The organism is Streptomyces griseoruber (genome assembly GCF_001514205.1).
Classification (GTDB): Bacteria; Actinomycetota; Actinomycetes; order Streptomycetales; family Streptomycetaceae; genus Streptomyces; species Streptomyces griseoruber.
In genome coordinates, this window is sequence record NZ_KQ948780.1 from 18,972 (window position 1) to 41,447 (window position 22,476).

Below are 22,476 nucleotides of genomic sequence, written 5' to 3' on the forward strand. Positions count from 1 at the left end.
GAGAACGGCGGCGAAAGCGCCGATCGCGACGAAGGGCACGAGTGCGTCCATGCCCCGACGATACGTGCCCGCCCCATTGACGCGCTCATGCCCCGTCTCTATCTTGCCGTTCGAAGTGTTGACCAGCGTTCAGTATTTCGAACATTCCCTTGTGTGGGGACCGCTGATCGGCCACAACTGCACACCGACCCCCCCAGAGCCGCGGAGCGTACATGCCACGCACCACCCGCAACCGTCTGAGACTCGCCCTCGGAGCAAGCGCTTTCCTCCTGGCCGTCGGCGGAGTCCCCGCCGCCCCCGCCGGAGCCGCCGACACCACCGACTACGCCCTCACCGTCGACCCCGCCGCCAAGGGCGCGAAGATCGACGACACGATGTACGGCGTCTTCTTCGAGGACATCAACCGGGCCGCCGACGGCGGTCTGTACGCCGAGCTGGTGCAGAACCGGTCCTTCGAGTACGCGACCGTCGACAACCGCTCGTACACGCCGCTGACCTCCTGGACGGTCTCCGGCTCGGCGAACGTCGTGAACGACGACGGCCGGCTCAACGACCGCAACCGCGCCTACCTCTCCCTGGGCGCCGGCTCCTCCGTCACCAACGCCGGCTACAACACCGGGGTGCACGTCGAGGAGGGCGGGAAGTACGACTTCTCGGTGTGGGCCCGCGCCGGTGCCGGGACCACGCTGACGGTCTCCCTCCAGGACGCCGACGGCACCCTCGCCCCCGCCCGGCAGGTCGCCGTGCGCACGGGAGGCTGGGCCAAGTACAGGGCCACCTTCACCGCCGCCCGCACCAGCAGCACCGGCCGGCTGACCGTGGCCTCCTCGGACGCGGCCGCCCTCGACATGGTGTCGCTGTTCCCGCGCGACACCTACAAGCACGAGCCCAACGGCCTGCGCAAGGACCTCGCCGAGAAGATCGCCGCCCTGCACCCGGGCTTCGTCCGCTTCCCCGGCGGCTGCCTGGTCAACACCGGCTCCATGCAGGACTACAGCGAGGCCTCGGGCTGGCAGCGCGCCCGCTCCTACCAGTGGAAGGACACCGTCGGCCCGGTCGAGGAACGGGCCACGAACTCCAACTTCTGGGGCTACAACCAGAGTTACGGCCTCGGCTACTACGAGTACTTCCGCCTGGCCGAGGACATCGGCGCGATGCCGCTGCCCGTCGTGCCGGCCCTGGTCACCGGCTGCGGCCAGAACAGGGCCGTCGTCGACGACGCCCTGCTCGAGCGGCACGTCCAGGACACCCTCGACCTCATCGAGTTCGCCAACGGGCCGGTGACCTCCACCTGGGGCAGGCTCCGGGCGAAGATGGGCCACCCGAAGCCCTTCCACCTCACCCACATCGAGGTCGGCAACGAGGAGAACCTCCCCGAGGAGTTCTTCGCCCGCTTCAAGGAGTTCCGCACCGCGATCGAGGCCAAGTACCCCGGCATCACGGTGATCTCCAACTCCGGCCCGGACGACGCCGGTTCCACCTTCGACACGGCCTGGCAGCTCAACAGGGACGCCAAGGTCGCCATGGTCGACGAGCACTACTACAACAGCCCGCAGTGGTTCCTGCAGAACAACGACCGCTACGACTCCTACGACCGCAGCGGCCCCAAGGTCTTCCTCGGCGAGTACGCCTCCTGGGGCAACGCCTTCAAGAACGGCCTCGCCGAGGCCGCCTTCATGACCGGTCTGGAACGCAACGCGGACGTCGTCGAACTCGCCTCCTACGCGCCGCTGTTCGCCAACGAGGACTACGTCCAGTGGAGCCCGGACATGGTGTGGTTCAACAACCACGCCTCCTGGAACTCCGCCAACTACGAGGTCCAGAAGCTGTTCATGACCAACGTCGGCGACCGGGTGGTCCCCTCCACGGCCACCGGCACCCCCTCCCTCCAGGGCCCGATCAGCGGCGCCGTCGGCCTGTCGACGTGGGCGACGACGGCGGCGTACGACGAGGTGAAGGTCACGGACGCGAGCGGCACCACGCTGCTGAGCGACGACTTCTCCGGCGACGCCTCGCAGTGGAGCCACACCGGGGGCGGCAGCTGGTCCCTCCAGGACGGGCAGTACGTCCAGACCGACGTGGCCGCCGAGAACACCATGGTCTCCGCCGGTGACGTGAACTGGCACGACTACGACCTGCACGTGAAGGCCACCAAGAAGTCCGGCAAGGAGGGCTTCCTCGTCGCCTTCGGCGTCAAGGACACCGGCAACTACTACTGGTGGAACCTGGGCGGCTGGAACAACACCACCACCGCCGTCGAGCAGGCCGTGGACGGCGGCAAGTCCACCCTGATCTCCAAGGCCGGGACCATCGAGACGGGCCGCGCCTACGACGTCGACGTCAAGGTGCGGGGCCGCCAGGTCACCCTCTACCTCGACGGCCAGGAGTGGGGCAGCTTCACCGACGACAAGCCGGCCGAGCCGTTCCGCCAGGTCGTCACCGAGGACCGGAAGACCGGCGACCTGATCGTCAAGGTCGTCAACGCCCAGTCCGCCGACGCCCGCACGGCGATCGACCTCGGCGGCGCGAAGGTCGCCGCAAAGGCCCGGGTGACGACCCTGACCGCCGCCCCGAACGCGGTCAACACCGAGACGGCGACCCCGGTCGCCCCGGTGACGTCCACCTTCACCGGCGTCGCCGACCGGTTCACGTACACCTTCCCGGCGAACTCGATCACCTTCCTGAGGATCAGACAGAGGTAGCCGGTCCGGGCGGGTGCGCCCGGCCGAACCGGCCGCACCCGCCTCTCAGCTCCCGCCGCGGCGAAACCAGCCCCGCTTGGCCGGCGGCGCAGGCGGCGCCGGCCGGGCGGGGGCCGGCCCGGCGAACGGCGGCAGGCTCTTGAAGCCGTCGTCGAAGGTCACCGTCGGCGCGATCCTCGCCAGCGCTCCCCGCACCAGCGTGAGGGGATGCCCGGGGAACTGCGCGTCCCACCGCTCGTCGTCGCCCACGTGGGACGGCAGCCCGCCGAGCTGTCCCGCCACGTACGGGTGCGCCCGGAAATAGGCGTCCGGCCCCACCTGGGCCATGATCACCGCCTCCCGCATCCCCGTCGTCGCGCCCTCGGCGGCCTGTACCTTCACCACGGTGCTGCAGGCCGCCCGGGGGATCGTGCAGCTGCCGATGAAGGCCTGCCCCGGCCGGTCGCCGAGCGGCACCTTCACCAGCTGGCGCACGGCCGGGACCCCGTCGACGGCATCGGCCACGGCCTCGATCAGACCGCCGCCCGCCTCCGCCGTCAGCCCGGCCAGCGCCGCCCGGAGCCCCTGGAGGTCGTCCAGCGACGCCGGCAGGTCCGGCACCAGCGGGAAGAAGTGGACCGACAGGACGAGCCCCGTGTCATCGGTCCACACCCCCGGCTCGCGCTCGGTGAATCCGGTCAGATCGAGGCCGGTTATCGGCGTCATGGCGATCATGGTGTGTCTCTCCCGTCGAGTACGTCAGGTGGAGAAAACATCAGATGTATCGGATGCGTCAGATGTGCCGAGACGGGTCGGATGTGTCGGCGGCGTCCGCGGCGTCGTCGTCCCAGGGATCGAACCGTGCGAACTCCACCGGGTCGTCCTCCTCGTCCGGTCTGCACAGCCCGGGCCCGCCCAGCCTGCCGCGCTGCCAGGCCAGCAGGGTGTCGATCAGTCCCTGTTCCAGCGGCGCCCCCTGGTCCGCGTGGCGCGGCCAGAACACCAGCGGCCAGGCGTCCGGGTCCTCGCCCTCGGTCAGCCAGCCCAGATGGTCCCCGTCGATGGAGTCGGCGAACGGCAGGAAGCCGCCAGGGGCGGGGAAGGTCGCCAGCGGATACCACTCCGCGTAGCCCTCCCGCAGCGACTCGTACGCCTCCAGGACCTCCTCGACGTACGCCGTGAAGCGCGGCGCTCTCGTGCGCAGCGGCGCCGGGAAGCGCAGCCAGCCGCTCCAGGTGCCGCAGCCGTACGCCTCCATGACCTGCGTGTACTCGCCCGGGAGCCGGACGCCCAGTTGCTCGGCGAGCTGCTCCCAGGAGCCGTCGCCGAGGTGCGGGCGGGCGGGTGGCGGGGTGAGCAGGCGCAGGGCGTCGAGTCCCGTGCCCGTCTCCAGGGCCACGGCGCGTTCGGCCGCGGTGAGGCGGGGCCCGACGGGGGCGGGCGGGGTCCACGGTCCGGCGCAGGGCAGGAAGGCGGTGCGGGCGACGGTGCCGGGCAGCGGGCCCAGCAGCGGTCCGGGCGGGGAAGGGAGCTCCCAGGTCTCGCGGACCGTCTGCCGCAGATACCCGGTGAGCGTGAGGTCGTAGCGGTGCCAGGGGAGCAGTCCGCTGCCCGGGACGCTGTCCCTGTGCCGTACGACGACCGTCCACGCGTCGGGGTCGTCCGAGACGGAGGTGTCCCAGAAGAGGTCGTCGGTGCCCCGGCTGCATCCCCAGGCGAGCAGTCCACCGGGCTCCGGACGGACGGCGAAGCGTTCCTCCCGCGGCAGGTCGCGCAGGGCGATCCGGGCCTCCCGGTGGGTCCGGCCGAGCCACGTACCGTAGTCGAACCGCTCGTCGGCGCACGGCACGTGAACCCAGAGGTACTTCCCGAAGTCCACCGGCCCGTACCGGTCGGCGAGCCGCTTGTAGTCGGCCGGCAGCCGGGTGCCGAGCCACTCCTCCACGGCCGCCCAGTCGACGGGCACCGGCACGGGCGGGCGCCCCGGGTCCGGTGCGGTGAAGTCGGCGAGATCGTCGAGCACTGAGTCCTCTGCCTCCCGGGCATGATCACGGAGTGACCGATTCTGTCATCGACGGCGGGGCCCCGGCCCGCATGGATCACCCATTGCATAAAAGTGCAGCGAAACGTATAGTCATGCCATCGAGGAGGAGGAGTCCATGGCGGTACGTGCGGCAGTGGCCGGAGCGAGCGGGTATGCGGGTGGCGAAGTGCTGCGCCTGCTCCTCGCGCACCCCGAGGTCGAGATCGGCGCCCTGACCGGCAATTCCAACGCGGGCCAGAAACTGGGCGGACTCCAGCCGCATCTGCTCCCGCTGGCCGACCGGGTCCTCCAGGAGACCACCGCCGAGGTGCTCGCCGGGCACGAGGTCGTCTTCCTCGCCCTCCCGCACGGTCAGTCCGCCGCCGTCGCCGAACAGCTCGGCCCGGACGTCCTCGTCGTCGACATGGGCGCCGACTTCCGGCTCGAGGACGCGGCCGACTGGGAGAGGTTCTACGGCTCCCCGCACGCCGGGACCTGGCCCTACGGCCTCCCCGAACTGCCGGGCGGCCGCGCCGCGCTGGAGGGGTCCAAGCGCATCGCGGTCCCCGGCTGCTACCCCACTGCCGTCTCGCTCGCGCTCTTCCCGGCCTACGCCGCTGGCATCGCCGAGAACGAGGCCGTGATCGTCGCCGCCTCCGGCACCTCCGGCGCGGGCAAGGCGCCCAAGCCGCATCTGCTGGGCTCCGAGGTGATGGGCTCCATGTCGCCCTACGGCGTCGGCGGCGGCCACCGGCACACCCCCGAGATCGTGCAGAACCTCAGCGCGGCGGCGGGGGAGCGGGTCTCCGTCTCCTTCACGCCCACCCTTGCGCCGATGTCCCGCGGCATCCTCGCCACGTGCAGCGCCAAGGCCAGGCCCGGCGTCACCGCCGAGTCCGTCCGCGCCGCCTACGAGAAGGCCCTCGCCGACGAGCCCTTCGTGTACCTGCTGCCCGAGGGCCGGTGGCCCGCCACGGCGTCCGTCCACGGTTCCAACGCCGTTCACATCCAGGTCGCTTACGACGAGAGCGCCGGCCGCATCATCGCGATCAGCGCCATCGACAACCTCACCAAGGGCACGGCCGGTGGTGCCGTCCAGAGCATGAACATCGCCCTCGGGTTCCACGAGAACACCGGGCTTTCCACGATCGGAGTCGCACCGTGAGTGTCACGGCAGCCAAGGGATTCACGGCGGCCGGCATCGCCGCCGGGATCAAGGAGAACGGCAACCCGGACCTGGCCCTCGTGGTCAACACCGGGCCGCGCCGCGCCGCCGCGGGCGTCTTCACCTCCAACCGTGTGAAGGCCGCGCCGGTCCTGTGGTCCGAGCAGGTGCTCAAGAGCGGCCGGCTCTCCGCGGTGGTCCTCAACTCCGGCGGCGCCAACGCCTGTACGGGATCCAAGGGCTTCCAGGACACCCACGCCACCGCCGAGAAGGCCGCGGACGTGCTGGGCGTGGGCGCGGGCGAGGTCGCCGTCTGCTCCACCGGTCTCATCGGTGTCCTGCTCCCCATGGACAAGCTGCTGCCCGGCGTCGAGACCGCCGCCGGCCGGCTCTCCGAGCACGGCGGCGAGAAGGCCGCCATCGCCATCAAGACCACCGACACCGTCCACAAGACCTCCGTCGCCCAGGGCACCGGCTGGACCGTCGGCGGCATGGCCAAGGGCGCGGGCATGCTCGCCCCCGGCCTCGCCACCATGCTCGTCGTCCTCACCACCGACGCCGACGTCGACGCCGGGACCCTGGACCGGGCGCTGCGCGCCGCCACCAAGGTCACCTTCGACCGCGTCGACTCCGACGGCTGCATGTCCACCAACGACACCGTGCTGCTGCTCGCCTCCGGCGCCTCCGAAGTCACCCCGGAGTACGAGGAGTTCGCCGCCGCCGTACGCGCCGTCTGCGACGACCTCGGCCAGCAGCTCATCCGCGACGCCGAGGGCGCCAGCAAGGACATCAGGGTCGAGGTGGTCAACGCGGCCTCGGAGGACGACGCCGTCGAGGTGGGCCGTTCCATCGCCCGCAACAACCTCCTCAAGTGCGCCGTCCACGGCGAGGACCCCAACTGGGGCCGGGTGCTCTCCGCGATCGGCACCACGAAGGCCGCCTTCGAGGCGGACCGCCTCAACGTCGCCATCAACGGCGTCTGGGTCTGCAAGAACGGCGGTGTGGGCGAGGACCGCGACAAGGTCGACATGCGTTACCGCGAGGTGCACATCGTCGCCGACCTGGCCGCGGGCTCCGAGACCGCCACCATCTGGACCAACGACCTGACCGCGGACTACGTCCACGAGAACAGCGCGTACGCGTCATGAGCAACGGACCCACGCGGAAGCACACCGCGCTCCCCAAGGCCCAGATCCTCATCGAGGCCCTGCCCTGGCTCACCCGGCACAACGGCAAGACGGTCGTCATCAAGTTCGGCGGCAACGCCATGGTGAACGAGGAGCTGAAGGCCGCCTTCGCCCAGGACGTCGTCTTCCTGCGCCACGCCGGCCTCAACGTCGTCGTCGTGCACGGCGGCGGCCCGCAGATCAGCGCCGCCCTCGACAAGCACGGCATCGTCAGCGAGTTCAAGGCCGGTCTGCGCGTCACCACCGAGGACGCCATGGACGTCGTACGGATGGTGCTCGCCGGACAGGTCCAGCGCGAGCTGGTCGGACTGCTCAACCAGCACGGACCCCTCGCCGTCGGGCTGACCGGCGAGGACGCGCACACCATCACCGCCACCAAGCACCAGCCCGAGATCGACGGCGAGCTCGTCGACATCGGGCGGGTGGGCGAGATCACCGCGATCGACACGGGCGCGATCGAGGCCCTGCTCGCCGACGGCCGGATCCCGGTCGTCTCCTCCATCGCCCGCTCCCAGGACGACGGACATGTCTACAACGTCAATGCTGATACGGCGGCTGCGGCACTCGCTGCGGCGCTGGGCGCCGAGACCCTCATGGTCCTCACGGACGTGGAGGGCCTCTACGAGAACTGGCCCGAGTCCGACGAGGTGATCAGCCGCCTCACCGCCTCCCAGCTCGAGAAGCTGCTGCCGGAACTCAGCGCCGGCATGGTCCCGAAGATGGAGGGCTGTCTGCACGCCGTGCGCGGCGGTGTCACCACGGCCCGGGTCATCGACGGGCGGGTCCAGCACTCGATCCTGCTGGAGATCTTCACCGACGAGGGAATCGGCACGATGGTCGTGCCCGACGAGCAGCAGGGGGAGTCCGCGTGAGCAACCAGGAACTGACCACGCGGTGGCAGGGCTCGCTCATGAACAACTACGGCACCCCGCGGCTGCCGTTGGTGCGCGGCGAGGGCGCCCGGCTGTGGGACGCCGACGGCAGGGAGTACACCGACTTCGTCGGCGGCATCGCGGTCAACGCGCTCGGCCACGCCCACCCGGCGGTCGTCGAGGCGGTCAGCCGGCAGATCGCGTCCCTCGGCCATGTGTCGAACCTGTTCATCGCCGAACCCCCCGTCGCCCTCGCCGAGCGGCTCCTGCACCACTTCGGCCGGGACGGCAAGGTGTTCTTCTGCAACTCCGGTGCCGAGGCCAACGAGGGCGCCTTCAAGATCGGCCGGCTCACCGGGCGGCCCCACATGGTCGCCACCCACGGCGGCTTCCACGGCCGCACCATGGGCGCCCTGGCGCTCACCGGCCAGCCCGGCAAGCAGGAGCCTTTCCTGCCGCTGCCCGGCGAGGTCACCCATGTCCCGTACGGCGACGCGCAGGCGCTGGCCGCCGCGGTCACCGAGGACACCGCCCTGGTGATCATCGAGCCGGTGCAGGGCGAGAACGGCGTCGTCGTGCCCCCGGCCGGCTATCTGAAGGCGGCGCGGGCGATCACCGCGGCCACCGGCTCGCTCCTCGTCCTCGACGAGGTGCAGACCGGCATCGGCCGGACCGGGCAGTGGTTCGAGTACCAGGCCCACGAGGGCGTCCTGCCGGACGTCGTGACCCTGGCCAAGGGTCTCGGCGGCGGGCTGCCGCTCGGCGCGACCGTCGCCTTCGGCCGGGCCGCGGAGCTGCTCCGGCCGGGCCACCACGGGACCACCTTCGGCGGCAACCCCGTCGCCTGCGCGGCCGGCCTCGCCGTCCTCGACACCATCGAGAACGAGGGGCTGCTGGAGAACGTCAAGCGGCAGAGCGAGAAGCTGCGCGGCGGAATCGAGGGTCTGGGCCACCCGTTGATCGATTATGTCCGGGGCGCGGGTCTGCTCCTGGGTATCGTGCTCTCCGAGCCGCTCGCGCCCCAGGTGCAGCAGGCGGCTCAGGAGGCCGGATTCCTCGTGAACGCGCCCGCCCCCGACGTCGTCCGGCTGATGCCGCCGCTGAACCTAGGCGACGACGCGGTGGAGGCGTTCCTCGTGGCGCTGCCCGGCATCCTCGACACAGCCAGCGGGGACGGATCCGGAGAATGAGACGACGATGAGCCAGGCGCAGGACCATGAGCAGGCCGGGGCCAACGGGCCCGCCGTGCCGCAGACCCGCACCGCCCGCCACCGCCGGATCGTGGACATCCTCAACCGGCAGGCCGTGCGGTCGCAGAGCCAGTTGGCGAAACTGCTCGCCGACGACGGGCTGAGCGTCACACAGGCGACGCTGTCGCGGGACCTGGACGAGCTGAACGCGGTGAAGATCCGCAACACCGACGGCGATCTCATCTACGCGGTGCCCAGCGAAGGGGGTTTCCGGACCCCGCGGGCACCGTTGGGGGAGTCCGCCAAGGAGGAGCGGATGCGGCGGCTGTCCCAGGAGCTGCTGATCTCCGCGGAGGCCTCCGCGAACCTCGTGGTCCTGCGTACCCCGCCGGGTGCGGCCCAGTTCCTCGCCTCCGCGATCGACCAGGCGGAGCTGCACGACATCCTGGGGACGATCGCCGGCGACGACACGCTGCTGCTGATCAGCCGGGAGCCGACGGGGGGTCAGGCGCTCGCGGATCACCTGCTGAGGCTGGCCCAGAACGGCCACTGAGGGGGGTGGCCGCGGGAGTTCGCCGACTGCGGGTGAGCGGGGGCTGATCGCGCAGTTCCCCGCGCCCCTGGGGAGGCGCAGTCACGTGCGCTGGCCAGCCACCGCTCGCAATCCGCGGGCAATCGTGCCTCCCCCGGTGCCTTGCAGGCCTGGGAGGCACCCCCAGGGCGGCACGAGTGGGCGCGGCGGCACCCCGTCAGCGCCGGGCTGCGCGACCCACCCCCGCCCAGCCGCAGCTCAGCCCAGCCTTCTGGCCAGCCCGCCCGTGCACCGCACCTCGTCGCCCGCCGTGATCAGCAGCGCCTCCACGTCCGGCAGCGACTCCAGCCACGCCAGCGCTTCCCGCGAACCCATCGCAAAGGCAGCCGTCGCCCAGCAGTCGGCCCAGGTCAGACGCGGGGCGACCACCGTCACGGCGACCAGGTCCGTCACCGCGGACCGCCCCGTGCGCGGGTCGACGATATGCGCACCCCGCTCAGCCGTCCCGGAGGTCGCGACGGCCAGTTCGTCCGCCCCCGCCGCCGACACGACCGCGGCGAGACCGCCCGGCCGCAGCGGATCGGACACCCCGACCCGCCAGGGCCGCTCCGGCCCGGGCACGCCCAGCAACTGCACGTCCCCGCCGCCGTTGACGCTGACCCCGCTCACCCCCGGAACCCCGGAGATCAGCCGCGCCGCCCGCTCGGTGGCCCAGCCCTTGACGATCCCGGTCGGGTCGAGCCGGCCCTCGTAGCGCAGGCTGAACCAGCCGTCGCTCGCCCGCTCCGCCTCGGCGCCCAGCTCCAGCACCTCGGCCACCTCGGGATCGCACTCCCCGACGGTCAGCTCGCCGCGTGCCATCCGGGAGACCTGGCTGCCCTCGCAGTAGGTGCTGAACACCTCGTTCACCCGGTGCAGCGAGGCCACCGCCTCGTCGAGCGCCACGCGCACCGCCTGCGGTTCCCCGCCGCGGACGTCGAAGGAGAAGACGGTCCCCATGACCTCCTCCGCGTGACGCACCGCGGCGGGAGCTGCTGCCGACTCGGCCACGGTGTCAGTCACCGGCCTGGTCCAGCGCCGACTGGAGGGACTTCTTGTAGCCCTCGCTGGTGTAGGTGGCCCCGGAGACGGTGTCGATGTCGGCGCTGGACGCCGCGACCGCCGCCTTGTTGAGCTTGGGGACCGAGAGTTCCGTCTTCTGGGTGCTGGTCCCGCCCGAGGGAGCCTGGACCGCCTCCGCCTTGGTGATCTTGCCGCCCGCGACCGTGATCCGGACCTGCACCGGACCGTACTGGGTCTGCGCCACGGTGCCGGTGAAGGTACCGGAGGCCTGGGCCGCACCCGAGCCGGAGCCCGAACCGGACCCGGAGCCCGAACCGGAGGCCGACGACGAACCCGCGCTCGCCTTCGCCTTGTCCAGCGCCGACTGGAGGGACTTCTTGTAGCCCTCGCTGGTGTAGGTGGCCCCGGAGACGGTGTCGATGTCCGCGCTGCCGGCCGCCACCGCCGCCTGGTTCAGCTTCGGGACGGAGAGTTCCGTCTTCTGGGTGCTGGTGCCGCCGGACGGCGCCTTGACGGCCTCCGCCTTGGTGATCTTGCCGTCGGCGAGCGTGATCCGCACCTGGACGTCGCCGTACTGCGTCGTCGCCGCGTCCCCGGTGAAGGTGCCGGAGGCCTGCACGGCGCCCGAACCGGAGCCCTGGGAGGAGCCCGCGCTCGCGTTCGCCTTGTCGATCGCCGACTGGAGGGACTTCTTGTAGCCCTCGCTGGTGTAGGTCGCGCCCGAGACGGTGTCGATGTTCGGACTCTGCTTGGCGACGACGTCCGCGTTCAGCTTGGGGATCGCCAGCTCGGACTTCTGGGTGCTGGTGCCGCCGGACGGCGCCTTGACGGCCTCCGCCTTGGTGATCTTGTTGTTGACGACGGTGATGCGGACCTGGACGTCGCCGTACTGCGTCGTGACGGCGTCACCGGTCATCGTGCCCGTCACGGGCGCCCCGGCCCCGCCCTGGGCCGCCTCCTGCGCCGCCGTTCCGCCGGCCCCCGCCGCCTGGGTGGACGTCGGGTCGGTCGCCGGCTTCAGCGACAGCAGCAGCACGATCCCGGACACGGTGGCGGCACTGGCCAGCACGACCCGCCGAAGAGGGTGGCTCTTCCTCATCTGCTCCTGAGCTCCTGATTCCTGTAGAAGGCCACGTCACGGGCCGGGAGTCGTGCCGCTCACATCTCGAACGACTCGTGATGGATACGGCGGGCCGGGACCCCGGCGCCGCGCAGTGCCTCGTACACGCCCTGGGCGAAGCCGTTCGGCCCGCACATGAACACGTCGTGGTCGTCGATGTCGGGGATCTTGCGCTGGAGGGACTCCGCCGAGATGTCGGGGCGCTCCCCGTCGGGGCTGTTGACCGCGTACATCAGTCGCGCCCCGCGCTCGTCGGCGATCTTCGCCAGCTCGTCCCACAGCGCCAGGTCCTGGGTGCTGTTGGCCCGGTAGAGCAGTGTGATGTCACCGGGCGCGCCCGGCAGCGTCTCGAACAGCGTCCGCATCGGTGTGATGCCCACACCACCGGCGACCAGCAGCACCTTGCCACGGCTGCGCCGGGAGGCGGTCATCGCGCCGTACGGGCCCTCGGCCCACACCTTGGTGCCCGGCCGCAGTTCGCGCAGCGCCGCGGTGTGGTCGCCGATCGCCTTGACCGTGATCCGCAGCAGCTCGGGGCGCGGGTTCGCCGACAGCGAGTACGGGTGGGAGCTGAACCGCATCCCCGGCGCGAGGAACCGCCACCGGAAGAACTGTCCCGCCTCCGCGCCGATCCGGTGCAGCTTGCGGCCGCCGATCAGCACGGACACGATGCCCGGCGTCTCCTCGATGACCGCCTCGACGTACATGCGGTGCCGCAGGTTCAGCCGGATCGGGGTGAGGATCCGGTACCAGACCACCAGCGCGGTGACCGAGCCGTACAGCCCGTACCAGACGGTCTTGGCGGCGGGCTCGACGGCGAACTCGTTGCCCGTCGTGAGCTGGTGCCAGAAGGTCAGGAACACCGCGGCGTACGTCAGCAGATGGATGTGGTACCAGGTGTCGTACGGCATCTTCCGGCGGACCGGGCCGATCGACACCAGGCCGATGACCAGCAGCAGACCGGTGCCGATCGCCGCCTTGCCCATGTCGGGCAGCTGGTTGATGGAGTCGGTCGTCTGCTGGACGATGTCGCCGAGCGACTTGCCGGCCTGGAGCGCGTACCCCCACATGATGAGGAACACGTGCGCGAAGGTCAGACACAGCGTGTACCGGCCGCTCATCGCGTGCCAGCGCGCCACCCGGTCCGAGCCCACCCGGCGCTCCAGCGCCGGCACCCGGGCCATCTGGAGCACGACGAGTGCCATCAGATAGCCGGCGAGCAGACCGGTGATCCGCCCCGCGTTGAGAATCTTGCTGTCGTTGTCCGCGATGTTCGGCGTATTGCTCCACCACAGCCACAGCACGCCCGCCGCGCCCGCCCATACGGCGAGCAGCAACGGAACGGCGGGGGATCGGCGCGGGCGGATGCGGCGCATCGTCTGGCGGCGGGCGGCGCGTCCGCCTGCGATCGTGGTGGTCACGGTTCCTCCGTGGGGACTTGACCCTGGCGCCCACAGATACGTGCCTCGACCGCTTTGTGTTCAGAGACCCGCCGAGTCCAGTGCGGACTGGAGTGACTGGCGGTAACCGTCACTCGTGTACGTCGCTCCCGAGACGGTGTCGATGTCCGCGCTCTGCGCCTTCAGCGCCTCGCTGCGCAGCTGGGGGATGGCGTAGGCGTTGATCTGCTGGTCGCGCGGATTGTCCTGGGGGTAGGTCACCGCCGTCACGTCCGTGATCTTCCCGTTCTGGACGGTGACACGGACCTGGACCGGGCCCCAGCGGGTCTGCACCGAGTCGCCGGTGACGGTCGTGCCGCCCTTGCCGGAGACGGCACCGGAACTGCTGGAGGAGGAGGGCGCCGGCGACGCCACCGCCACCTGGGGTGCCGTGTGCGGCTTCAGCGCCAGCAGCATCACCACCCCGGAGACGGTGGCGGCGCTCGCCAGCATGATCCGGCGCAGGGGGCGGTTCTTCTTCAGGGGATGCACTGCTACGACCTCACAGCTCGAACGACTCGTGGTGGATCCGCCGGTCCGGCACCCCGGCGGCGCGCAGGGCCTCGTACACGTCCCGGGCGAAGCCGTGCGGGCCGCAGAGGTAGACGTCGTACCCGGCCAGATCGGGCACCGCCGCGCGCAACGACCCGGCGCCCAGGTCCGGGCGCTGCCCCTCGTGCCCGTTGAGCGCGTACAGCACCCTCGCGCCGCGCCAGCGCGCGATCGCCTCCAGCTCCGATCCCAGCGCGAGATCCTCCGCCGACCGCGCCCGGTACAGCACGGTCACCTCGCCGGGCAGCGTCTCGAACAGCGCCCGCAGCGGGGTGATGCCCACCCCCGCCCCGATCAGCAGCGACTTCGGCGCGGTGCGCCGCTCGGCGGTCATCGCGCCGTACGGCCCCTCGGCCCACACGCGGGTGCCGGGCCGCAGCAGCGCCACGCGCGCGCTGTGCCCACCGAGTGCCTTGACCGTGATCCGCATCTGCTCGGGCCGGGGCGGCGCCGACAGCGAGTACGGCGTCGACGTCCACGCCAGCCCCGCTCCGAGGAACCGCCACCGGAAGAACTGCCCGGCCCGCGCCCCGAGTTCGTCCAGCCGCCGCCCCCGTACGACCACGGAGTACACCCCGGGAGCCTCCCGCTGCACGGACTCCACCCGCAGCCGGTGCCGCAGGTTCAGCCGTACGGGGACCAGGACCCGGAACCACAGCACCAGCCCCGCCGCCCCGAGGTAGAGCGCGTACCAGGCGGCCGTGGCCACCGGCCTGCCGTTGAGGTCGTTGCCGAGGGCCAGCTGGTGGCCGAAGGCGAGGAAGACGGCCGCGTAGGTGAGGAGGTGGACGTAGTACCAGAACTCGTAGCCGGTGCGGCGGCGCACGGCCCGCGCCGAGGTCACCCCGACCGCGAGGAGGATCACCGTGCCGGCGGTCGCCTTCAGCATCTCGGGGTAGTCGAGGACCACCGTGAGCGTCTCGTCGACGATCGACCGGCGGTCCTGGGCCGCGTACCCGGCGAGGATCAGCACGATGTGCGCCACCAGCAGACAGACCGTGTAGCGGCCCGCCATCGCGTGCCAGCGCGCCACCCGGTCGGAGCCGATCCGCCGCTCCAGCAGCGGCACCCGCGCCATCAGGGCGACGACCACCGCGCAGGCGTATCCGCACAGCAGCCCGGCGATCCGCCCGGCCCCGGTCAGCCAGCCCGCCGCCCCGACGACCGAACCGGTGCCGGACCACCACAGGGCCAGCACGGCCGCGGCCCCCGCCCACAGCACGGCGAGCACCGGACCCGCGGGGGAGCGCGGGGGAGCCGGCGCCACCGGTGGTGCCGCCCGCCGCTCGTACACGGTGGTCATGAGGAGGTCCTTTCGCCGGTCAGGGGGCCCACTGTGCGCGGCGAACCTCTGAGACCGCTCTGAGCGGCCGCCCCGCACGGCGGACTCAGAGAAAACTCAGAGCATCCGCAGAGCCCGTTCCGCCCGGCCGGGAGCGATCCTGGAAGCAGCCATGAACACCACCCGCTCCGGCCGCCCCGCCCTCACCCGCCCCGACGGCACCCCGCTGCGCGTCCTCGTCGTCGACGACGACCCCGACCTCGCCGAGGTGCTCTCCGGCGCCCTGCGCTACGAGGGCTGGCTGATCCGCACGGCGGGCGACGGCGCCTCGGCCCTCGCGGCGGCCCGGGAGCTGATGCCGGACGCGGTCGTGCTGGACGTGATGCTCCCCGACACCGACGGCTTCGCCGTGCTGCGCTCGCTGCACACGGTCAAACCGGACGTCTGCGTCCTGTTCCTCACCGCCCGCGACGCGGTGGAGGACCGGATCGCCGGCATCACGGCGGGCGGTGACGACTACGTCACCAAGCCCTTCAGCCTGGAGGAGGTCGTCGCCCGGCTGCGCGGACTGCTGCGCCGCGCCGGCATGGCCCGCCAGCAGGACGAGGGCCCGAGGATGATCGTCGGCGACCTGGTCATGGACGAGGAGGCCCGCGAGGTGACCCGCGCGGGCGAACTGATCGAACTCTCCCCGACCGAGTTCGAACTCCTCCGCTTCCTGATGCGCAACCCGCGCCGGGTGCTCAGCAAGACCCAGATCCTCGACCGGGTGTGGTCCTACGACTTCGGCGGCCGCGCCCATGTCGTCGAGCTGTACATCTCCTACCTGCGTAAGAAGGTCGACGCGGGCCGCGAGCCGATGATCCACACCGTGCGCGGCGCCGGGTACGTGCTGAAACCGGCCGCGTCATGAGCCGTCTGCTGCCCCGCACCCTGCGCGCCCGCCTCACCGCCGGCCTCGTGGTCCTGCTGGCGCTCGGCTGCGCGGCGGTCGGCGTGGCCGCGGTCGTGGGCCTGAACGGCTTCCTCACCGGCCGTCTCGACGAACAGCTCGCCGAGGTCGGCAACCGCTTCCCGGCCAGCCTGGAGCACGGCGGCCGATTCCCCGACGACCACGACGGCGACGAGCGCGGCGACACCCGCCGCCAGTCGGCCGGCACCCTCGGCGCCCGGCTGCTGGACGGGAAGGTGACCAACGCGGCCGTGGTTCCCTCCTCCGGCGCCGAGACCACCGACCTCACGGTCGCCCTGACCGCCGCGGACCGGCACGCCCTCGCCGCCGTCCCGGTCGACGGCCGGGCCCATACCCTCCACCTGTCCGCCCTCGACGAGTACCGGGTCCGGGCCAGCGCGGGCCTGGACGGGGACGTCCTGGTCACCGGTCTCCCGCTGGAACCGGTGGAGTCGACGGTCCACCGCCTCGAACTGGTCGCGGGGATCGTCGTCGGCGTGACCCTGGTCATCGCCGGTGTGGCCGGAGCCCTCTGGGTGCGCTGGTCGCTGCGCCCGCTGAGCCGGGTCGCGGCGACGGCCACCCGGGTCAGCGAACTCCCCCTGGCGTCCGGCGAGGTGGCCCTGCCCCCGCGGGCCCCCGAGCCGGACCCGCGCAGCGAGGTCGGCCGGATGGCCGGGGCCTTCAACCGCATGCTGGGGCATGTCGAGGACGCCCTCACCAAACGCCACGCCAGCGAGGAGAGGCTGCGCAGCTTCGCCGCCGACGCCAGCCACGAACTGCGCACCCCGGTGGCCTCGGTCCGCGGTCACGCCGAACTGGCCCTGCTCCACCCCGGCCCGGTCCCCCCGGAGGTGACCCGGGCCCTGGAACGCATCGCGGCCGAGTCCTCCCGCATGGGCGAGATGGTCGACGACCTGCTCCTGCTGGCCCGCCTGGACGCCGGCCGCCCGCTGGAGCGCCGTTCCGTGGACCTCACCCGGCTGGTCCTGGACGCGGTGACCGACGCGAGGGCGGCGGGCCCCGGCCACCGCTGGACCCTCGACCTCCCCGAGGAACCGGTCACCGTCACCGGCGACGCACACCGCCTCCACCAGGTCCTCGCCAACCTCCTGGCCAACGCCCGCCTGCACACCCCCGAGGGCACCCAGGTCACGGTCACCCTGGAGGCGGACCCCGCAGCGGCCCGCCTCCGCGTCCACGACGACGGCCCCGGCATCCCCGAGGACCTCCAGCCGAGGATCTTCGACCGCTTCACCCGAGCCGACCACCGCCGCACGAAGACCGGCACGGGCGCGGGCCTGGGCCTGTCGATCGTGGCGGCGGTGGTGGAGGCACACGGCGGAACGGTGACCATGGCCAGCACTCCGGGCTCCACCACGTTCACGGTCGACCTCGGGATGAGTGGTCCGACCTAGGGGCGCGGGGCTGTATCGGCATGCGGCCCCGCCGCGTGGGCGCGATCAGCCCCGGACCACCCGCACCCGGCGACGAACCGCCTCAGCCCAACGGCTTTGCTTGGCCATCTGCTGCCCCGAGGCGAGCCGCAGCATGGTGCTCCGGGTGAGGTCGCGGAGGGCGAGGTTGCGCTCGATGTCGTCGGGGGGTGGTCCCGCGTCCGCCGAAGGAGCCGAGCGGCGGCTTGGCCGGCGGGTTGACCAGCAGGGTGCCGACGCGCTTGGCGACACTGGCCTGCGCGTCCGTCACCCCGAGGTCCGCGCGTCCGGCCTCACGGAAGTCGAACAGCCTGCGCAGATCGGCGATCCGGTTGCCGGGCATCCGCTCGAAGGCGCCGGCCTCGGGGGCGTCCGGGCTGTCCGGGCTGTCCGGCGGCGACAGGATCCCGCTGGTGCCGGTGAACTGGAACAGCAGCGCCAGGGTGCCGCGGCCGTTCGAGGTCGAGGGCGGGCGAGCGGCCCTGGAGGAGCCGGCGGACGGTGATGTCGTCCTCGAGCTGCGCCGCCGTGGCGTCCAGGGGGGCCGGGTGGTGTCGGTCATCGCCTGGGCCGACTCGGTACGGGCGGTCCGGTCCAGCTGCCGTTCGACGACGCAGTACGAGACAGTCGGTCAAATCATGTGAACCGGACATGTTCACGGAGTCGGCGGCAGCGGCAGCGGCAGCCCGGGAAGGCCGTCGATGCTGCTCGCGATGTACTCCTTCTTGCCGAAGTAGGCGTCCAGCGAGGCGTCGTCCTCCCGCGCGAACCGCTTCCCGTGCAGATCCCGGTCCTGTTCGTACGCCATGAAGGGCACCGCGTATCCGCAGGTGTCCCGGACCAGTTCGGCGTGGACGACGATGACCGCCCGCAGTCCGTGCGGCGTCGGGTCGATACCGGGGAAGTGGCGAAGGAGTTCCTTGAAGCGGGGATCGTCCCGGAACACGGGCTCGCCCCGGCCGTGCACCCGCACGATGTTCGGCGGCCCCTGGAACGCGCACCACATCAGGGTGATCCGCCCGTTCTCCCGCAGATGCGCGACGGTCTCCGCGTTGGATCCGGCGAAGTCGAGGTAGGCCACGGTGAGTTCGTCGATCACCGCGAACGAGCCCTTGAGGCCCTTGGGGGAGAGGTTGACCGTGCCGTCGCCGGACAGCGGAGCGGTCGCGGTGAAGAAGAGCGGCTGCTCCTCGATGAAGGTGCGGAGCCTGCCGTCGATGCGCTCATAGGTCTTTCCCATGTCTAACGATTATTCGGGAAAGCATTCGTTCGGGAAAGCGGTATGCCTGCACAAGCCGCAGCGGCCGCCCCGGCCGGCGCTTCCTCGGGGCGGCCACCGCGCCTGTCACGTCACTTGTTCAACGTGCAGGCGGCCAGGACCTCCAGGCCCTGCGGCTTGGTGCCGGCGCGGCCGATGGAGATGGCGATGCGGTCGATCGTGGAGACACGCTTGTCCTTCAGCGGGCCGAGGATCGCGTTGTTCACGAAGTTCGCGCCACCCTGGCCCACGGTGTCGATCAGGCGCTGGTTGGCCTCGTCGATCTGCGTCTGGAGCAGGGTGAGGTTGCGGTCGACCTCGGCCTGGGCGCGGGCGGGGATCTCCGGGAGCTGCGAGGCGACGTCCGGGCAGGTGATCGTGCCGACACCGTTCGCGTCGGCGGCGTTGTCCTCGGCGCCCGCGCCCGCGTCGTTGCCCATGTCCTGCGCGCCGTCGCCCGCGTTGTCGGCAGGGGTCTCGGTCGCACCCGCGTTGTCCTCGGCGCCGGCTTCGTTCCCGGCCTCGTCGCCCGCCTCGTTCCCGGCGGCCACGCCGTCCGCGTTGAGGGTGCAGGGTGCGAGCGCCTCCAGCCCCTGGGGCTTGTCGGCGGTGCGGCCGATCGCGGTGGCGATGCGGTTCACGGTGGCGATCCGCTTGTCCTCCAGCGGGCCGAGGATCGCGTTGTTCACGAAGTTCGCGCCACCCTGGCCCACGGTGTCGATCAGGCGCTGGTTGGCCTCGTCGATCTGCGTCTGGAGCAGGGTGAGGTTGCGGTCGACCTCGGCCTGGGCGGAGGCGGGGATCTCCGGGAGCTGCGACGCGACGTCCGGGCACGTGATCGTGCCGGGGCCGGAGGCGGCGAGCGTGTTGGCGTTCGTGGTGCTGTCCTTGGACGACTCGCCGGCGAGGGCCTGGTTGACGACCACCGCACCGGTCAGGGCCAGAGCGGCGGCGCCGCCGATGATCGCCACACGACGCTTGTTGTACTTGGGAAGAGCCCTGGACATGCGGATGCCTCACTTGGGTCAGGAGTGGGTTTACAAACGCGGCGCCAGCGTTCAGCCGTGAGTACGGGTAAGCGGTTGCGGTTGTTCAAGGTGACTTCAAAAGTCTTGGGAACTTCCCAAAATTGACGAATCATGCAATGGACTGCATACTCATGCATGACCTTGAGTGCAGCGGTGAGGAGCAACGCAGTGAGCAGCAACAGCGGTGACGTCCGGCTCTGGGGCGGCCGGTTCGCCGACGGTCCCGCCGAGGCCCTGGCCAAGCTGTCCGCGTCCGTCCACTTCGACTGGCGGCTCGCGCCCTACGACATCGCCGGTTCGCGTGCCCACGCGCGCGTGCTGCACAAGGCGAACCTGCTCACCGAGGACGAGCTGACCCGCATGATCGCGGGCCTCGACCGGCTGGAGGCCGACGTCGCCGCCGGCACCTTCGTGGGCACCATCGCCGACGAGGACGTCCACACCGCCCTGGAGCGCGGCCTCCTGGAGCGCCTCGGCCCCGACCTCGGCGGCAAGCTGCGCGCCGGCCGCTCCCGCAACGACCAGGTCGCCACCCTCTTCCGCATGTACCTGCGTGACCACGCCCGGATCATCGGCGGCCTGGTCGCCGACCTCCAGGACGCCCTCGTCGGCCTGGCCGAGGCCCACCCGGACGTGGCGATGCCCGGCCGCACCCACCTCCAGCACGCCCAGCCGGTCCTCTTCGCCCACCATGTCCTGGCCCACGTCCAGTCCCTCTCCCGGGACGCCGAACGCCTGCGCCAGTGGGACGCGCGCACGGCCGTGTCGCCGTACGGCTCGGGCGCCCTCGCCGGCTCCTCCCTCGGCCTGGATCCGGAGGCGGTCGCGGCGGACCTCGGCTTCGAGCACGGCAGCGTCGGCAACTCCATCGACGGCACGGCCTCCCGTGACTTCGTGGCGGAGTTCGCCTTCATCACGGCGATGATCGGCGTGAACCTCTCCCGGATCGCCGAGGAGGTCATCATCTGGAACACGAAGGAGTTCTCCTTCGTGACCCTGCACGACGCCTTCTCCACCGGCTCCTCGATCATGCCGCAGAAGAAGAACCCGGACATCGCCGAGCTGGCGCGCGGCAAGTCCGGCCGTCTCATCGGCAACCTCACCGGCCTCATGGCCACCCTGAAGGCGCTGCCCCTCGCCTACAACCGGGACCTCCAGGAGGACAAGGAGCCGGTCTTCGACTCCTGCGACCAGCTCGAGGTCCTGCTCCCCGCCTTCACCGGCATGATGGCCACCCTCACGGTCCACCGCGAGCGCATGGAGGAACTGGCCCCGGCCGGGTTCTCCCTCGCCACCGACATCGCCGAGTGGCTGGTCAAGCAGGGCGTCCCCTTCCGGGTCGCCCACGAGGTCGCCGGCGAGTGCGTCAAGGCGGCCGAGGCCGAGAACAAGGAACTGGACGAACTGACGGACGACCAGTTCGCGAAGATCTCCGCCCACCTCACCCCCGAGGTGCGCACGGTCCTCAACGTCCCCGGCGCCCTGGCCTCCCGCGACGGCCGAGGCGGCACGGCCCCGAGCGCGGTCGCGATCCAGCTGGCGGAGGTGAAGGCGGACGTGGCGGCCCAGCACGCCTGGGCGACCGCGAAGAAGGCCTGACCCCACCGCACGAACCACCCCTGAGGCGAAGGGCGTCACGGGTTACGTTGGTCGCAAGCCGTACCGGACCGACCGAACGGAGCCCGCGATGCCCTTCGCCCGCCTCGCCACAGCCACCACGCCCACCTGCCACATCGGCCTGGGCCTCGCTGCGGTCGGCCGCCCCGGCTACATCAACCTGGGCCGGGACGAAGACCTGGGGGAGGACCGCAGCGTGGAGACGCTGCGCACCCGTACCCACGACCTCCTCGACGCCGCCTACGCCCAAGGTGTCCGCTACTTCGACGCCGCCCGCTCCTACGGCCGCAGCGAGGAGTTCCTCGCCGGCTGGCTGAGCGCCCGCCCCGCCGTCGACGACGTGGTCATCGGCAGCAAATGGGGCTACACCTACACCGCCGACTGGACCACCGACGCCGAGAAGCACGAGGTCAAGGACCACAGCGTCCAGGCGTACGACCGTCAGCGCGCCGAGACCGCCGACCTCCTCGGCGACCGCCTCGACCTCTACCAGATCCACTCGGTGACCCCGGACAGCCCCGCGCTCACCGACAAGGAACTCCACGCCAGGCTCGCGGAAGCCGCCGCCCAGGGCGTCACCGTCGGCTTCTCCACCAGCGGCCCCGCCCAGGCGGACGCGATCCGCGCCGCCCTCGCCGTCACGGTCGACGGCGAACCCCTCTTCCGTACCGTCCAGTCGACGTACAACGCCCTGGAGACCTCGGCCGCCCCCGCCCTCGCCGAGGCCCATGACGCGGGTCTCACGGTGATCGTGAAGGAGGGCATGGCCAACGGCCGCCTCGCCGACCCGTACGCCCCGGAACTCCTGAAGGCCGTGGCCGCCGAGACGGGCCTCGGCTGTGACGCGGTCGCCCTCGCGCTGGTCCTGCGCACCCCGTGGGCCGGCGTGGTCCTCTCCGGCGCGGCGACCGCCACCCAGCTCGCCTCCAACCTCCACGCGGCGGTCGTGGACCTGGACGAGGACCAGCTCTCCCGGCTGGCGGCCCTGACCGAGGACCCGCAGACGTACTGGAACCACCGGGCCGCCCTGCCCTGGCACTGATCTCCACCTGACCCACGCACCCACGTGAGTCACGCATG

The 22,476-nt window shown here is 71.5% G+C and carries 20 protein-coding genes; 10 read left to right on the forward strand and 10 right to left on the reverse strand.

The genetic code is table 11. The annotated features are described in order from the left end of the window. Positions 1–212: 212 nt before the first annotated feature. On the forward strand, positions 213–2,702 hold the full coding sequence (locus AQJ64_RS35395) for an alpha-L-arabinofuranosidase C-terminal domain-containing protein (protein ID WP_055634554.1): 2,490 nt from the start codon (positions 213–215) through the stop codon (positions 2,700–2,702). A 45-nt stretch (positions 2,703–2,747) separates the two neighbouring features. Here AQJ64_RS35395 and AQJ64_RS35400 read toward each other — a convergent pair whose 3' ends face one another. Together AQJ64_RS35400 and AQJ64_RS35405 are read right to left on the reverse strand one after the other, a co-directional pair. Then, entirely contained in the window at positions 2,748–3,407 is a 660-nt protein-coding gene (locus tag AQJ64_RS35400) for a hypothetical protein (protein WP_055634556.1), read from the reverse strand. Between the two features lie 67 nt (positions 3,408–3,474). Further along, positions 3,475–4,704 (reverse strand): SMI1/KNR4 family protein, encoded by a 1,230-nt coding sequence (locus tag AQJ64_RS35405; RefSeq protein WP_059203311.1) that lies wholly within the window; start codon positions 4,702–4,704, stop codon positions 3,475–3,477. A gap of 136 nt (positions 4,705–4,840) precedes the next feature. Here AQJ64_RS35405 and argC point away from each other — a divergent pair, with 136 nt between their 5' ends. Genes argC through AQJ64_RS35430 form a run of 5 tightly spaced genes read left to right on the forward strand, consistent with a single transcriptional unit; the run spans position 4,841 to position 9,671 of the window. Beyond that, positions 4,841–5,869, forward strand: a complete 1,029-nt coding sequence (gene argC / locus AQJ64_RS35410) for an N-acetyl-gamma-glutamyl-phosphate reductase (protein ID WP_055638555.1) — start codon at positions 4,841–4,843, stop codon at positions 5,867–5,869. Then, positions 5,866–7,017 (forward strand): bifunctional glutamate N-acetyltransferase/amino-acid acetyltransferase ArgJ, encoded by a 1,152-nt coding sequence (argJ, locus tag AQJ64_RS35415; RefSeq protein WP_055638554.1) that lies wholly within the window; start codon positions 5,866–5,868, stop codon positions 7,015–7,017. The genes argC and argJ overlap by 4 nt, the downstream gene beginning before the upstream one ends. Further along, the gene (gene argB, locus AQJ64_RS35420; protein ID WP_055638553.1) at positions 7,014–7,928 is read left to right on the forward strand and encodes an acetylglutamate kinase; all 915 of its coding nucleotides are present in this window, start codon (positions 7,014–7,016) and stop codon (positions 7,926–7,928) included. The genes argJ and argB overlap by 4 nt, the downstream gene beginning before the upstream one ends. After that, positions 7,925–9,118: an acetylornithine transaminase gene (locus AQJ64_RS35425; protein WP_055638552.1), complete on the forward strand. Its 1,194-nt coding sequence runs from the start codon at positions 7,925–7,927 to the stop codon at positions 9,116–9,118. Before argB ends, AQJ64_RS35425 begins: the two co-directional genes overlap by 4 nt. 7 nt (positions 9,119–9,125) lie before the next feature. Continuing rightward, a complete protein-coding gene (locus tag AQJ64_RS35430) occupies positions 9,126–9,671 on the forward strand; it encodes an arginine repressor (protein ID WP_055638551.1) in 546 nt (181 codons plus the stop codon). 237 nt (positions 9,672–9,908) lie between these two features. Here the strand turns inward: AQJ64_RS35430 and AQJ64_RS35435 are convergent, their stop codons facing one another. Genes AQJ64_RS35435 through AQJ64_RS35455 form a run of 5 tightly spaced genes read right to left on the reverse strand, consistent with a single transcriptional unit; the run spans position 9,909 to position 15,126 of the window. Next, positions 9,909–10,712, reverse strand: coding sequence for an FAD:protein FMN transferase (locus AQJ64_RS35435; RefSeq protein ID WP_240512964.1), 804 nt, complete (start codon positions 10,710–10,712; stop codon positions 9,909–9,911). Further along, positions 10,705–11,811 (reverse strand): FMN-binding protein, encoded by a 1,107-nt coding sequence (locus AQJ64_RS35440; RefSeq protein ID WP_055638549.1) that lies wholly within the window; start codon positions 11,809–11,811, stop codon positions 10,705–10,707. The genes AQJ64_RS35435 and AQJ64_RS35440 overlap by 8 nt, the downstream gene beginning before the upstream one ends. Before the next feature lie 59 nt (positions 11,812–11,870). After that, on the reverse strand, positions 11,871–13,253 hold the full coding sequence (locus tag AQJ64_RS35445; RefSeq protein ID WP_055638548.1) for a ferredoxin reductase family protein: 1,383 nt from the start codon (positions 13,251–13,253) through the stop codon (positions 11,871–11,873). Positions 13,254–13,313: 60 nt separating this feature from the next. After that, positions 13,314–13,763 carry an FMN-binding protein gene (locus AQJ64_RS35450; protein WP_055638547.1) on the reverse strand — a complete coding sequence of 150 codons (450 nt, stop codon included), beginning with the start codon at positions 13,761–13,763 and terminating at the stop codon, positions 13,314–13,316. A gap of 10 nt (positions 13,764–13,773) precedes the next feature. Then, positions 13,774–15,126 (reverse strand): ferredoxin reductase family protein, encoded by a 1,353-nt coding sequence (locus AQJ64_RS35455; protein ID WP_059203312.1) that lies wholly within the window; start codon positions 15,124–15,126, stop codon positions 13,774–13,776. A gap of 151 nt (positions 15,127–15,277) precedes the next feature. Here AQJ64_RS35455 and AQJ64_RS35460 point away from each other — a divergent pair, with 151 nt between their 5' ends. Both AQJ64_RS35460 and AQJ64_RS35465 read left to right on the forward strand, forming a co-directional pair. Beyond that, positions 15,278–16,018, forward strand: a complete 741-nt coding sequence (locus tag AQJ64_RS35460) for a response regulator transcription factor (RefSeq protein ID WP_059203313.1) — start codon at positions 15,278–15,280, stop codon at positions 16,016–16,018. Next, positions 16,015–17,475: a sensor histidine kinase gene (locus AQJ64_RS35465; RefSeq protein ID WP_055631593.1), complete on the forward strand. Its 1,461-nt coding sequence runs from the start codon at positions 16,015–16,017 to the stop codon at positions 17,473–17,475. The genes AQJ64_RS35460 and AQJ64_RS35465 overlap by 4 nt, the downstream gene beginning before the upstream one ends. An 82-nt stretch (positions 17,476–17,557) precedes the next feature. Here the strand turns inward: AQJ64_RS35465 and AQJ64_RS49280 are convergent, their stop codons facing one another. The 3 genes from AQJ64_RS49280 to AQJ64_RS35480 all read right to left on the reverse strand — a co-directional run bounded on the left by AQJ64_RS49280 (position 17,558) and on the right by AQJ64_RS35480 (position 19,758). Beyond that, the gene (locus tag AQJ64_RS49280) at positions 17,558–18,055 is read right to left on the reverse strand and encodes a hypothetical protein (protein ID WP_157880803.1); all 498 of its coding nucleotides are present in this window, start codon (positions 18,053–18,055) and stop codon (positions 17,558–17,560) included. Between the two features lie 93 nt (positions 18,056–18,148). Next, positions 18,149–18,733: a pyridoxamine 5'-phosphate oxidase family protein gene (locus AQJ64_RS35475; RefSeq protein WP_055631591.1), complete on the reverse strand. Its 585-nt coding sequence runs from the start codon at positions 18,731–18,733 to the stop codon at positions 18,149–18,151. A gap of 110 nt (positions 18,734–18,843) precedes the next feature. Further along, positions 18,844–19,758, reverse strand: coding sequence for a hypothetical protein (locus AQJ64_RS35480; protein WP_055631590.1), 915 nt, complete (start codon positions 19,756–19,758; stop codon positions 18,844–18,846). A gap of 189 nt (positions 19,759–19,947) precedes the next feature. On the opposite strand from AQJ64_RS35480, the gene argH reads away from it, so the two are divergent. Both argH and AQJ64_RS35490 read left to right on the forward strand, forming a co-directional pair. After that, positions 19,948–21,378, forward strand: a complete 1,431-nt coding sequence (gene argH, locus AQJ64_RS35485; RefSeq protein WP_055631589.1) for an argininosuccinate lyase — start codon at positions 19,948–19,950, stop codon at positions 21,376–21,378. A gap of 88 nt (positions 21,379–21,466) precedes the next feature. Next, positions 21,467–22,438: an aldo/keto reductase gene (locus AQJ64_RS35490; RefSeq protein WP_055631588.1), complete on the forward strand. Its 972-nt coding sequence runs from the start codon at positions 21,467–21,469 to the stop codon at positions 22,436–22,438. Positions 22,439–22,476: the final 38 nt, after the last annotated feature.

What these genes read in the sequence shown, in the direction of transcription:
- AQJ64_RS35395 (WP_055634554.1), top strand. Translation starts at nt 213, where the DNA reads ATGCCACGCACCACCCGCAACCGTCTGAGACTCGCCCTCGGAGCAAGC.
- AQJ64_RS35400 (WP_055634556.1), bottom strand. Translation starts at nt 3,407, where the DNA reads ATGACGCCGATAACCGGCCTCGATCTGACCGGATTCACCGAGCGCGAG.
- argC (WP_055638555.1), top strand. Translation starts at nt 4,841, where the DNA reads ATGGCGGTACGTGCGGCAGTGGCCGGAGCGAGCGGGTATGCGGGTGGC.
- argB (WP_055638553.1), top strand. Translation starts at nt 7,014, where the DNA reads ATGAGCAACGGACCCACGCGGAAGCACACCGCGCTCCCCAAGGCCCAG.
- AQJ64_RS35430 (WP_055638551.1), top strand. Translation starts at nt 9,126, where the DNA reads ATGAGCCAGGCGCAGGACCATGAGCAGGCCGGGGCCAACGGGCCCGCC.
- AQJ64_RS35440 (WP_055638549.1), bottom strand. Translation starts at nt 11,811, where the DNA reads ATGAGGAAGAGCCACCCTCTTCGGCGGGTCGTGCTGGCCAGTGCCGCC.
- AQJ64_RS35455 (WP_059203312.1), bottom strand. Translation starts at nt 15,126, where the DNA reads ATGACCACCGTGTACGAGCGGCGGGCGGCACCACCGGTGGCGCCGGCT.
- AQJ64_RS35460 (WP_059203313.1), top strand. Translation starts at nt 15,278, where the DNA reads ATGAACACCACCCGCTCCGGCCGCCCCGCCCTCACCCGCCCCGACGGC.
- AQJ64_RS35465 (WP_055631593.1), top strand. Translation starts at nt 16,015, where the DNA reads ATGAGCCGTCTGCTGCCCCGCACCCTGCGCGCCCGCCTCACCGCCGGC.
- AQJ64_RS49280 (WP_157880803.1), bottom strand. Translation starts at nt 18,055, where the DNA reads ATGACCGACACCACCCGGCCCCCCTGGACGCCACGGCGGCGCAGCTCG.
- AQJ64_RS35475 (WP_055631591.1), bottom strand. Translation starts at nt 18,733, where the DNA reads ATGGGAAAGACCTATGAGCGCATCGACGGCAGGCTCCGCACCTTCATC.
- AQJ64_RS35480 (WP_055631590.1), bottom strand. Translation starts at nt 19,758, where the DNA reads ATGTCCAGGGCTCTTCCCAAGTACAACAAGCGTCGTGTGGCGATCATC.
- AQJ64_RS35490 (WP_055631588.1), top strand. Translation starts at nt 21,467, where the DNA reads ATGCCCTTCGCCCGCCTCGCCACAGCCACCACGCCCACCTGCCACATC.